Raw genomic sequence first — 12,021 nt, forward strand, 5'->3', positions numbered from 1 at the left:
CCGGGCGGGCGCGTAACGCGTATCCGCCCGGCTTGTTCGCACACATCCCGCGCTTACGAGTGATGCCGCACGCCCGGCACGACCGCTTCCCTCGCACTCTTGCGACTCAGCATCAGCGTGACGATTGCCGACACCGCGAGCGTGCCGGCCACCACGTAGAGCCCCGCCGCGTACCCGCCCGTCACATGCTTCAGCCAGCCGATCGCGAACGGCCCGACGAACCCGCCGAGATTGCCGATCGAGTTGATCATCGCGATCCCCGCCGCCGCGCCGGCGCCGGACAGGAACGCGCTCGGCATCGCCCACAACGGCGCCTTCGCGGCGCTGATCCCGATGTTGACGACCACCAGCGCGAGCACGGTCAGCAACGCGGTACTCGCCTGCCCCGCGAACACGAAGCCGATGCACGCGAGCACGCATGGAATCACGACGTGCCACGTGCGCTCGCCGGTGCGATCCGAATGCCGCGCCCACACGATCATCGCAACCACCGCGGCGATGCTCGGGATGCCGGTCAGCAAGCCGGTCTGCAGCGCGGTGAAGCCGAACTGCCTGACCATCAGCGGCGCCCACAGTCCGAGCGTATAGAGCCCCGCCGACGTGCCGAAATAGATCAGCGCGAGCGCCAGGACACGCGGATCGCGCAGCGCCTGCCACGCGCCGGCCGTGTGCCCCGCATGCGTGTGACGCGCGTCGGCTTCCGTTTTCAGCTTCGCGATCAGCCAGTCGCGCTCGTCGGCCCGCAGCCACGCGGCCTTCGACGGCGAATCGGTCAGGCACTTCAGCACGACGAAACCGAGCACGACCGCCGGCAGCGCTTCGACGACGTACAGCATCTGCCAGTCGGCGAGCCCGAACATCGGCGGCATCTGCATGATCGCGCCCGACAGCGGCGAGCCGATCGCAGTCGAGATCGGCGCGGCCGCCATGAACCACGCGGCGGCGACCGCCCGCTGCTTCGCGGGGAACCACAGGCTCAGGTACAGGATGATGCCGGGGAAGAATCCGGCTTCGGCCATGCCGAGCAGGAAGCGCAGCACGTAGAAGCTCGTCGGCCCGGCCGCGAACGCGGAGACGGCCGACACGATCCCCCACGTGATCATCACGCGTGCGATCCAGATGCGCGCGCCGACACGGTGGAGGATCAGGTTGGACGGCACTTCGAACAGGAAGTAGCCGATGAAGAACAGGCCGCCGCCGAACCCGAACGCGGTCGGCGACAGGCCGATCGCCTTGTTCATCGTCATCGCGGCGAAGCCGACATTGACGCGATCGAGAAAGCTGACGAAGTAAAGCAGCATCACGAACGGAATGATGCGCCACATCAGTTTCCGCGCGACGCGGGTTTCCAGATCCGCTTGCATGTGTCTCCTCCTTCGAGGTCGAGCCGTGCTCTGTCTGTGAATGCTCGCCGGCGCCACGATGAAGCAGGCGGCCGGCGCCCGGCTCGCGTCGGATGCGCGAGTCTCGGGCAGGAAAGTCCGGGGCGATGAACCGGCCGTGCGCCGCTTGACGCTTGCGCGCCGCCCGCCGGGTCGTCAGGCCGCGACCGCCGCGTGCGCGACGCGCTCGCAAACAGCCGCCGTCACCTGCGCGGTCGTCGCGCTGCCGCCGAGGTCACGCGTATGCAGCGACGGGTCGGCCGTCACGGCCTCGATCGCCTGCATCACGCGCGCGGCCGCACCCGTCTCGCCGAGATGCTCGAGCAGCATCACGACCGACCAGAACGTGCCGACCGGATTCGCGAGCCCCTTGCCCATGATGTCGAATGCGGAACCGTGGATCGGTTCGAACATCGACGGATAGCGGCGCTCGGGATCGATGTTGCCGGTCGGCGCGATGCCGAGGCTGCCGGCGAGTGCGGCGGCGAGATCGCTGAGGATGTCCGCGTGCAGGTTGGTCGCGACGATCGTGTCGAGCGAAGCCGGCCGGTTGACCATGCGCGCGGTCGCCGCGTCGACGAGCTCCTTGTCCCACGTGACGTCGGGGAATTCCTGCGCAATCTGCTTCGCGATCTCGTCCCACATCACCATCGCGTGCCGCTGCGCATTGCTCTTCGTGATCACGGTCAGCAGCTTGCGCGGCCGCGACTGCGCGAGCCGGAACGCGAAACGCATGATGCGTTCGACGCCGGCGCGCGTGAGGATCGACACGTCGGTCGCGGCCTCGATCGGATGGCCCTGGTGCACGCGGCCGCCGACGCCCGCATATTCGCCTTCGGAGTTCTCGCGGACGATCACCCAGTTCAGGTCGTCCGGCCCGCAGCGCTTCAGCGGCGCGTCGATGCCCGGCAGGATGCGCGTCGGGCGCACGTTCGCGTACTGGTCGAAGCCCTGGCAGATCTTCAGGCGCAGCCCCCACAGCGTCACGTGGTCAGGCACGTCCGGATCGCCCGCCGAGCCGAACAGGATCGCGTCCTTGCCACGCAGCGCGTCGAGGCCGTCGGCCGGCATCATCGCGCCGTGCTGGCGGTAGTAGTCGGCGCCCCAGTCGAAATCCTCGAACTCGAAGGCAAAACGGTCGCTGCCGCGAGCCAGCGCTTCCAGCACCTGCTTGCCGGCCGGCACCACTTCCTTGCCGATGCCGTCGCCGGGAATCGTTGCGATACGGTAGGTCTTCATGCGGAGATCCTCGATTGATCGTGAGCGTGAACGCACTTTACCGAACCAGCAATGTAGAAACCGGGGCTATACTCAAAGCATCTTTAACTTAAATTCACGAATCCCGTCATGGCGGATACCGTCCAGCCGGCCGATCTCGGCTTCTTCTCGACGCTGGCCGCGTCGGGCAGCCTGAGCGCGGCCGCGCGCGAACTCGGGCTGACCGCGGCGGCCGTCAGCAAGCGGCTCACGCAGATGGAGCGGCGCGCGGGCGTGACGCTCGTCAACCGCACGACGCGGCGGATGATGCTGACGCCTGAAGGCGACGTGTATCTCGACTACGCGCGCCGGATCCTCGACCAGATGGACGAACTCGGCGAGCTGCTCGGCAGCGCGAAGCAGCGCCCGAAAGGGCTGCTGCGCGTGAATGCGACGCTCGGATTCGGGCGCAGCCACGTCGGCCCCGCGATCTCGCGTTTCGTCGCGCGCTATCCGGAGGTGACGGTGCAGCTGCAGCTGTCGGTGATGCCGCCGCCGCTCACCGACGACGCGTTCGACGTGTGCATCCGCTTCGGCGAGCCGCCCGACACGCGCGTCGTCGCGCGGCGGCTCGCGCCGAACCGGCGGCTGCTGTGCGCAACGCCCGCGTATCTCGCGCGGCACGGCACACCCGGCACGCCGCACGACCTGACGCGGCACAACTGCATCGGCATCCGGCAAGGCGACGAGGGGTATGGAATCTGGCGCCTGACGAGCGGGCGCGGCGCGGCACGCCACACGGAAGCCGTTCGGATCAACGGCAACCTGACGACGAACGACGGCGAGATCGCGGTGAAGTGGGCGCTCGACGGGCACGGCATCCTGATGCGTGCGGAATGGGATCTGCGCGACTACCTCGCGGATGGCCGCCTGGTCGTCGTGTTGCCCGATCATGAAACGCCGAGCGCCGATATCTACGCGGTATATGCGCAGCGTCACCAGATGTCCACGCGGATTCGCGCGTTCGTCGATTTTCTGGCGGAAGAACTGGGGCGCCTGAAAGGCGCGTAACGCGGTGGCGGCCACGCCGCCGGTCATTCAGCTCACCGCGGCCAGCGCGACGTGTTCGAGATCGACCGGCGCAGGGGTCACACGCGCGCTGCCGGCAACGGACTCGTGCCGCCCATCGCGTCGCTCGACCACCCGGCCGCCCGCGTCCTCCCGCTCACGCGTCACACCGGCTTGCAACGCCGGCCGCCACCCGACCGCCCCCGCCGCCACCAACCCTTCCCGCTCGTGCACGGCCTGCACGAAACGCTCGGCGATCCAGTCGACGAACGCCCGCACGCCGGGCGACACGTGCGGGCGCTTCACATAGACGGCCGACACGGCGACTGCATCGGGTTGCCAGCGCGGCAGCACTTCCCGCAGCCGCCCGGCCTCGATCAGCGGCTGCGCGGCGACGCGCGTCGGCTGGATCAGCCCGAGGCCGTGCAGCCCGCACGCAAGATACGCCTGCTCGTCGTCCACGCTGACGATGCCGTCGAGCCGTACCTTGCGCACCGCGTCGTCCACCACGAATTCGAGCTCGGCCGAACGCTGCCCGGAAACGGACGCGCCGATTACCGCGCGATGGGCGGCCAGATCGTCGAGCGTGCGCGGCACCCCGACGCGATCGAGATACGCGGGGCTCGCGCAGGTCACGCGCTCGAACGAGCCGAGCCGGCGCGCGACGAGCGACGAATCGGGCAACGCCCCGAGCCGGATGCTGCAGTCGATCGCATCGCCGATGCGATCGCCCGCTCGCACCGCCACGCCCAGCATCAGCTCGAGATCGGGATGCCGTGCGTGGAATTCGCCGAGCGCCGGCAGCACGATCGCGCCCGCCACCGACGCCGGCAGCTCGACGCGCAGCGGCCCGCTCGGATGCAGCGCGGCGCCGCGGATGCTGGCTTCGAGCTCGTCGACGTCCGCCGTGATGCTCACGCAGCGCCGGTAATACGCATCCCCTTCGGGCGTCGCCCGCAGCGCGCGCGTCGTGCGCACCAGCAGCGGCATGCCGAGCGCCGATTCGAGTTCCTGCACGGTCCGCGTCGCGGTGGCGCGCGAAATGCCGAGCGCCTGCGCCGCGCGCGTAAAGCTGTTCATTTCGACGATGCGCGTGAAGATGCGCATCGCGCGGATCGGATTGTCCACCGGACACCCCTGCATGGTTGCGACATGCCGCGGTGCGCGCATTCGCGCACCGTGCCTGCGTGTCGATGTCGACGAAGGCCGCGCGGTCGGCGCGGCCGCCGGTTCAGGCGTTCGCCGCCGCGACGCTGCGCGCGGGTTCGGCGAGCAGCCGTTGCGCGAGCGCCAGCGCGTCGTCTCGGCTCACCGCCGCCTTCAGCGGATAACCCCAGACCTTCTCGAACGCGCCCGAAAATGCGTTGAGCGCCACGCGCCGCGCCGCATCGGGCTCGATCGCGATCATCGCGGGGATCCATTCGCGCGACTGCGCGCGGTTGGCCTTGCTCCACTTCGCGAGCTGCTTGCGCATCTCGTGATCGTGATCGTGGCCGGCGCGATCGTCGCCCGACGGCGCATCGTCGGTCAGAAGAACGAAGCGTTCGCGACGCGCCAGCAACGCGTCGAGTTCGGCAAGCAGGAGGGCGGGATCGGTATCGGTCGAGCCGCTGTAACGCAGCCAGACGAACGGGAACTCGGTCGTGATGATTTGCATGTTGGCCTCCAGATGAGAACGATTCTCATTTTATGGATCGAGACCCGATGCGTCATTTCTCGTCCCGGCCAACCACTTTCTCAATCCGGCCAATCGTGCGCGGGCGCGCGGCCGGCCGTTCAGCGTCGCCGGTCGCTCAGGAATTGCGTCGGCGGCTTGCCGGTCGCCTTGCGGAACATCGTCACGAAGCTGCTCGCGCTCTCGTAGCCGAGGTCGATCGCGATCTGGTGCACGCGGCGGCCGGTCGTCAGCATCCGCAGCGACAGCGCGACGTGCAGCCGCCGGCGCCAGTCGCCGAGGCTCATCCCGAGTTCCTTCGTCGCGAGCCGCGTAAGGCTGCGCTCGCTGATGCCCGCGCGCCGCGCGAGTTCGGGCAGCGACGACTTGTCGGCCGGATCGTCGAGCAGATGATCGATCAGCTTGCGCAGCCGGCGGTCGGCCGGCATCGGCAGGTACAGATCCTCGACCGGCGCCGCGACGAGCTCGTCGAGCAGCGTCGCCACCAGCCGCCCTTGCGGCCCGTTGACGTCGTACAGGTTCGGGAAGCTCGCCGCCTTCAACAGCAGTTCGCGCAGCAGCGGCGACATGGCCAGCGTGCAGCAGCGCCCGGGCAGGTCGAGCGCCGCATCGGGTTCGACCAGCACCGCGTAGAAAGTCGCGCCGGCCGAGCCGCGCGCCGCATGCGGGACATCGCCCGGAATCCAGACCGTGCATTGCGGCGGCGCGCTCCATACGCCGCCGTCGATCTCGCAATAGATGACACCGCTGAGCGTGTAGAGCAGCTGCGCCTGGCGATGGCTGTGCCGCTCCAGCCGCCATTCGGGCTCGACGACCGAGCCGCCGAACACGACGAGCGGACGCGGCACGTGATAGACGTCGGCGTCCGCGGCCGGATCGGTGATCGGTGGAAGCTCGCGCATGGAAGGTCAGGCAGTGGAAGAGACAGGACGCCGTGCCCGCGCGCCCTTTCGTGCTTATACCAGAAAGGCGCCGGCACGGCCTGACGGTTCAAGGAGCGGTTCGAGGGCCGCGTCAGCGGCCGCGCGCCGAACCGAATACAATGCCCCGATCCCCCGCCGCTGCGCCAACCTGCCGGAGCCGCCATGTTCGACCTGACCACGCTGACCACCTTCACGGCCGTCGTTCTGGGCCTGTTCCTGATCCCCGGCCCCGCCGTGCTGCTCGTGCTGAGCCGCACCGTGCAGGGCGGGCGCAAGACCGGCATCCTGACCGGCCTCGGCGTCGCGAGCGGCGACTTCGTGCATACGCTGTTCGCGGCCGTCGGGCTGTCCGCGCTGCTGATGACGTCGGCGCTCGCGTTCAACGTCGTGAAGCTGGTCGGCGCCGCGTACCTGATCTATCTCGGCGTGCGCGCGCTGCTGGAGAAGGCTTCCGATCCGTCGCTGCCGCAAGTGTCGCCCGTCACGCCGCTCAAGGCGTACTTGCAGGCCATTCCCGCCGAAGTGCTGAATCCGAAGACCGCGCTGTTCTTCCTCGCGTTCATGCCGCAGTTCGTGCATCCGGAGCGCGGCTCGACGTTCGTGCAGTTCGCGGTGCTCGGGCTGATCTTCGTCGTGCTCAGCTCGCTCTACACGACGCTGATCGCGTGCTCGATCCGCCCGCTCGGCCGCATCGTGAAGCGGCTCACGTGGCTCACCCGCTGGCAGGGCAAGATCATCGGCTCGATCTTCATCGCGCTCGGGCTGCGCGTGGCGGTGCAGCAGCGCTAGGCCCGGCGGCGGTCCTCGCGAGCGCCGGCAGACCGGACAACAACAACACGACGACAACCGGCAACCCCGATCGGATACATGGCCGCCCCCCTTCGCACCCCGCGCAAGCGCGCGCTCCGGCGCACCGCCTGGATGCTCGCGATCGTCGCGGCGTTCGTGCTGGCCGCCGGCTGGCTGCTGACGCCACGCGACCCGAAGCCGCGCGACGTCCTGGCGCCGCCCGGCACGTCGCACGTGACGATCGCACTCAGCGATCTCTACATGCCGTTCCTCACGCCGGAAGAAAACGCCGACCTGCGCAACCGGCTGCCCGACAGCGTGGAGATCGTCGCGCGCTACACGCGCACGACCACCTCGTACAGCCTGCTGTCGTGCAGTTCGGGCCTCGGCTGCATCCCCGATCCGCAGTGGGTGCAGCACGTCGACGAAGCGATGCGCCACATCCCCGCCCACGTGACCCCGCGCGGCAGCCCCGACACGCGACGCACGATCAGCTTCGACCTGCCGCACCGGCTCGACGGCGGCTATTCGATCGCGTCGTTCCTGATGTCGCTGTCGCCGGATGCGCTGACACGCCAGCCGGGCTACCACGCGCTGCTCGCGCGCGCCCGCCAGCCCGACACCGGGCTGCCGACCGGCGGCGAGCCGAACCTCGAATACGCGGTGTATTTCGAGGATCACGATGTCGCCCGCGACCCGCGCGACGTGCAGGACTGCCTGCAGACGGTCATGCCGTCCGGCGTGCCCGACGTCGGCATCCCGATCGTCGTCACGCTGACGACCGGCTCGCCGCGCGTGTCGCTGATCGGCAGCGCACGCTGCCCGCTGTCGGACGCCGCGGCCAACGCCCTTCGCGGGGTCGACGTGACACCCGGCATCAGCACGCCTGCCGCGCCGGGCCGGCTGCCGCCCGGCCGGATCGCCGCCGCGCAGGTCGGGCTCGACCTCGACCATCAGGACGGCGCCACGCTGCTGTCGGGGCCCGTCGTCCCGACGCCCGCGATGACACGCTGGTACCAGCGCAACGACGAAGGCCCCGATGCGTACCTGATCGAATTCGGCCCGTACCGGCAGCTCGAGATCCGCATGCGCTTCGACAATGCCCATCCGGTCAGGGGCACCCTGCCGATCCGCACCGAGCGATGGACGTTCTTCGACGATGCGCTCGTCGGCTACACGGCCGACATCGACTACTTCCTGGAGACGCAGAAAGGCCTGGTCGACTTCAATACGCACTGGGACCGGTACTTCCGCGACGGCAAGACCGTGTTCACGCAAACGACGACGCGGCCGTGCGACGACGCCGCGTTCTGCGGCAACGACGTGGCCGGCAATCCGGACGCGCAGGCCGCGAGCACCGACGTGCGGGCGGCCGGGCGCGATGCGCTCGCCGAGATCAGGGGCTGGATGGCCATGCCCTACGACGCGCTGCAGGCCGAAGCGCGTTCGTACCTGCGGTTCCGGTCGGCACTGAAGCCCGTCGGCAAACGCTGACGCGCCGCCCGCCCATGCCCGCCGACACCGACTGCCTCTATACCGATTCGCGCCTCGTCGCGATCTATGACCTGTTCAACGCGGGCGATCAGGATTTCGCGTTCTATGCGGCCATGATCGGCGTCGCGCCACAACGCATTCTCGATCTCGGCTGCGGCACCGGCACGTTCGCGCGCCGGCTCGCGGCAGCCGGGCATGACGTCGTCGCGATCGATCCCGCACCGGCGATGATCGATTACGCACGACGCCAGCCGGGCGCCGACACCGTCCGCTGGCTCGCATGCGCGCTCGATGGCCTGCCGCCCGGCGCACCGTTCGATGCGGTCGTGATGACCGGGCACGCGTTCCAGTGCCTGCTGACCGATGACGAAATCGACGCGACGCTGCGCGGCGTGCGGCGCGTGCTCGCCGACGGCGGCCGCTTCCTGTTCGACACCCGCAACCCGCGCACCGAGCCCTGGCGGGCATGGACGCCTGAGCATTCCGCACGCTACGTCGAATCGCGCGAGCTCGGCGGCGTCGAGCTCCATCACGCGGTGCGTGAAGTCGACGACGCGGTCGTGACGTTCGACACGCACTACCGCTTCCGCCGCGACGGCACGGTGCTGACGAACACGAGCCGGCTGCGCTTCATCGCCCATCCCGAATTGCAGGCGCGCGTGACGGCCGCCGGATTCGCGTCGGCCGACTGGTATGGCGACTGGCAGCGCGCACCGTTCGACGCGGCGGCCAGCGCGGAGATCATCGCGATCTGCCGCGCCTGAGTGCGTACGCGTCGACGGCGTCAGCCCGCGACGGGCAGCGTGTCCACCGCATACGCATGCCGGATCGTGCGGCCCAGCACCGGATCTTCCAGCTCGACCTCGAACCGCTCGGCCGGCCGGATGCCGCCGATCGCGGCCAGCGTGCCGCACAGCATCGCGGTACCGTCCTCGAAGCGGCCATCGTGACGTGCGAACTGCGCGAGCAGATCGTCCGGTGCGCGCATCGCGGTCACCTTGCCTTCCTGATACAGCACGCGTTCGCCGTCGATCGTCGCATACGCGCGCAGCATGAGCTGATCCCAGTGGCCGGCCACGTCGTCGAACTTCCACAGCGTGTTCGCGCACGGCTTCCCGCACATCTGCTTCGACACGGTGATCCCGTACGTCTCGACCTCGCGGTCGGTGTGGTCGGATGCGATCCCGACGAAGGTCTCGCCGCCGTCGCGCACCAGCACGAATTCCGCTTCGCCGCTGCTCTGCCCGCCCGATACCTGGATCGCGGGCGACGGATCGAGGCGGTCGGCCGCGACACGGTAGAACACCGGTGTCGCCGCCGGGCGCTTCACGCCGAGTGCTTCCAGCTCGCGGATGTGCTTCTCCATGGCGACCGTGTCGCGGCCGGTCCAGCCCGCGATCACGAGCGTGTCGATCGCGATCGCGCGCTCGGTGCGGCCGTCGCGACCGTCGATCGCGAACGTGATGGTTTTCATCGAATGCTCCTCGTCGCGGGCCGCGCACGCACGATGCGCCGCCGCCCGCCGTCTGTCGTTGATCGGTCGCGCTTACGCCGGGTCGTAGTAGTGGATCTCGAGCAGCACGCAGCCGCCGTTCGACTTGAACGGGCCGTGCCACGCGCCGGGCGGACGCACCGCGTACGTGTAGCCCTTGAACGGCGTGCCGCCGTTGCCGTGCTCGTCGTTGCCGACAGTGAGGTCGCCTTCGACGAGAAACACCTCTTCCCAGTAGTCGTGCACGAACGGCTTCTTCGTATGCAGCCCCGCCGGCAGGCGCAGCAGGCGCGTGCGGCTGCCGCGCTTGCGCTCGGTGTCGAGCGCACCGGACAGGATCAGCTCCTGTGCGCCGGACGCCGGGTCATAGCCCTCCGGCAGCCGCCAGTCGCGCTGCATGTCCAGCGTGTGGAATTCGTCGTGAAGCTTGTTGATGGCCATCTTGTCTCTCCTGAATACGATAGCGGGTGAAGTAGGTGCAGGTGCGGTACGTCACGCGGCGCGCGGCGTCGACAGTTCCTGGCTCAGCGAATAGCTGCCGAGCATCGAATCGACCAGATGCGACGCGCGCTGCCAGTCGTACGTGCGGTACGCATGGCCCTTCGTGACGAACGATGCGCCGGCGTAGAACAGTTCGTACTGGTTGTGGCGCGATGCGAATTCGGAGCCGACCGCGTCCCACGCGAGCTTGAAGAACTTCACGCGATCCTCGGACGAGCACACCGGCGACTTCTGCGTCTTCTCGATGATGCGCAGCAGGTCGGGGTTCTCGAAGTCGCGCACGCTGGACGGCAGCATGATCATTCCGCCACCGGCGAGCTCGCGCAGCGTGTTGAGCACTTTCGAATAGAGCTGCTGCGTGACGACCTGCGAGCCGTACAGCATGTTGCGGTCGGGCACGTAGAAGCCGTTGACGACGGTGCCCTTCGCTTCCATCCCGTAGACCCACGCCTCGACCATCGATGCTTCGGCCGCGAGCTGGCCCAGCGTCTCGCGTACCTGCGGGAACGCGTTCGTGCCGTTGACCTCGGAGATCTTCAGGCCGAGCCCGACGAGGAAGCGCAGCTTCGTCATCAGGCGTACCTGGCATTGATAGTTCTGATACACGTGGGCCGGCGTCGCATGGAACTGCTTCGCGCACATCGCGGTGTTGCCGGCGACGAAGATCCGCTCCCACGGCACCTTCACGTCGTCGAAGTACAGCACCGCGTCGTTCTCGTCGAAGCGGCTCGACAGCGGGTTGTCGAACACCGACGTCGCGTTTTCCTCGTACGACTTGCGCGACATGATCTTCATGCCCTTCGCGTTCATCGGCACCGCGAACGACAGCGCGTACATCTCGTCGCCTTCGCGCAACGGCTGGATGCAGCTGCAGAACACCTCGTTCGCCATGATCCCGCTCGTCGCGAGCATCTTCGCGCCGCGTACCGTGATGCCCTCGGCATCCTGATCGACGATGCCGACCGCGAGGTACTTGTCCTCCTGCTCGTGCGCGGCCTTCGACTGGTTCGCCTGCGGATTCACGATCACGTAGGTCAGGAACAGGTCGTTGTCGCGTGCATACCGGTAGTAATCCCGCAGCGCACCCGCACGCGCCGGGTCGTACTGCTCGAACACGTCGGCGCCCATGACCATGCCCGCCAGGCACGATGCGACGTGGTCGGGCGAGCGGCCCATGAAGCCGTAATGCAGCTCCGACCACGCCTCCAGCGCGGCACGGCGCTCGACGAGCTCGTCATAGGACGTCGGCAGCTGCCAGATCCGGCTGACGCGATTGCCCGTATCGGGTGATGCGAACGTCATCTTCTCGACGTTTTCGTCCCGCGCCTGGTAGTCGTACAGGCTCGCGTAGCTGCGGATCGAATTGCGGAATGCCGCATGCGCGGTCACGTCGCCGACCGGCTGGCCGTTCAGGTAGACCTGCCGTCCGTCGCGCAGCGACGCAATGTGCTGAGTCCCGTTCTTGATCATGGTGTGCTCCTGGGTGGAATGAAACGTGGG

The 12,021-nt window shown here is 68.4% G+C and carries 12 protein-coding genes; 4 read left to right on the plus strand and 8 right to left on the minus strand.

Going from position 1 to position 12,021, the window contains the following annotated elements; genetic code table 11:
* Positions 1-53: 53 nt before the first annotated feature.
* Entirely contained in the window at positions 54-1,364 is a 1,311-nt protein-coding gene (locus tag AC5LXK_RS28150) for an MFS transporter (RefSeq protein WP_493391918.1), read from the minus strand.
* 174 nt (positions 1,365-1,538) lie between these two features.
* Positions 1,539-2,621, minus strand: a complete 1,083-nt coding sequence (locus AC5LXK_RS28155) for a tartrate dehydrogenase (RefSeq protein ID WP_493391919.1) — start codon at positions 2,619-2,621, stop codon at positions 1,539-1,541.
* Positions 2,622-2,729: 108 nt separating this feature from the next.
* Here AC5LXK_RS28155 and AC5LXK_RS28160 point away from each other — a divergent pair, with 108 nt between their 5' ends.
* On the plus strand, positions 2,730-3,650 hold the full coding sequence (locus AC5LXK_RS28160; protein WP_493391920.1) for a LysR substrate-binding domain-containing protein: 921 nt from the start codon (positions 2,730-2,732) through the stop codon (positions 3,648-3,650).
* Between the two features lie 27 nt (positions 3,651-3,677).
* Here the strand turns inward: AC5LXK_RS28160 and AC5LXK_RS28165 are convergent, their stop codons facing one another.
* The 3 genes from AC5LXK_RS28165 to AC5LXK_RS28175 form a co-directional block, all read right to left on the minus strand.
* Positions 3,678-4,775: a LysR family transcriptional regulator gene (locus AC5LXK_RS28165; RefSeq protein ID WP_493391921.1), complete on the minus strand. Its 1,098-nt coding sequence runs from the start codon at positions 4,773-4,775 to the stop codon at positions 3,678-3,680.
* Positions 4,776-4,878: 103 nt separating this feature from the next.
* A complete protein-coding gene (locus AC5LXK_RS28170) occupies positions 4,879-5,304 on the minus strand; it encodes an ATP--cob(I)alamin adenosyltransferase (RefSeq protein ID WP_493391922.1) in 426 nt (141 codons plus the stop codon).
* Between the two features lie 119 nt (positions 5,305-5,423).
* Complete coding sequence (locus tag AC5LXK_RS28175; RefSeq protein WP_493391923.1) at positions 5,424-6,224, minus strand: AraC family ligand binding domain-containing protein; 801 nt, start codon at positions 6,222-6,224, stop codon at positions 5,424-5,426.
* Between the two features lie 183 nt (positions 6,225-6,407).
* Between AC5LXK_RS28175 and AC5LXK_RS28180 the strand changes: the two genes are divergently transcribed.
* The 3 genes from AC5LXK_RS28180 to AC5LXK_RS28190 all read left to right on the plus strand — a co-directional run bounded on the left by AC5LXK_RS28180 (position 6,408) and on the right by AC5LXK_RS28190 (position 9,292).
* Positions 6,408-7,034, plus strand: coding sequence for a LysE family translocator (locus AC5LXK_RS28180; protein WP_059237464.1), 627 nt, complete (start codon positions 6,408-6,410; stop codon positions 7,032-7,034).
* Positions 7,035-7,112: 78 nt separating this feature from the next.
* Positions 7,113-8,528, plus strand: coding sequence for a hypothetical protein (locus tag AC5LXK_RS28185; protein ID WP_493391924.1), 1,416 nt, complete (start codon positions 7,113-7,115; stop codon positions 8,526-8,528).
* Positions 8,529-8,542: 14 nt separating this feature from the next.
* The gene (locus AC5LXK_RS28190) at positions 8,543-9,292 is read left to right on the plus strand and encodes a class I SAM-dependent methyltransferase (RefSeq protein WP_493391925.1); all 750 of its coding nucleotides are present in this window, start codon (positions 8,543-8,545) and stop codon (positions 9,290-9,292) included.
* 20 nt (positions 9,293-9,312) lie between these two features.
* Here the strand turns inward: AC5LXK_RS28190 and AC5LXK_RS28195 are convergent, their stop codons facing one another.
* From AC5LXK_RS28195 to AC5LXK_RS28205, 3 genes are all read right to left on the minus strand, one after another.
* Complete coding sequence (locus tag AC5LXK_RS28195; protein ID WP_493391926.1) at positions 9,313-10,002, minus strand: DUF2848 domain-containing protein; 690 nt, start codon at positions 10,000-10,002, stop codon at positions 9,313-9,315.
* A gap of 72 nt (positions 10,003-10,074) precedes the next feature.
* Entirely contained in the window at positions 10,075-10,461 is a 387-nt protein-coding gene (locus AC5LXK_RS28200) for a hypothetical protein (protein ID WP_011356002.1), read from the minus strand.
* 51 nt (positions 10,462-10,512) lie between these two features.
* Positions 10,513-11,991, minus strand: a complete 1,479-nt coding sequence (locus tag AC5LXK_RS28205; RefSeq protein ID WP_493391927.1) for a 4-hydroxyphenylacetate 3-hydroxylase family protein — start codon at positions 11,989-11,991, stop codon at positions 10,513-10,515.
* Positions 11,992-12,021: the final 30 nt, after the last annotated feature.

The sequence above is a fragment of the Burkholderia pulmonis genome (assembly GCF_984667975.1).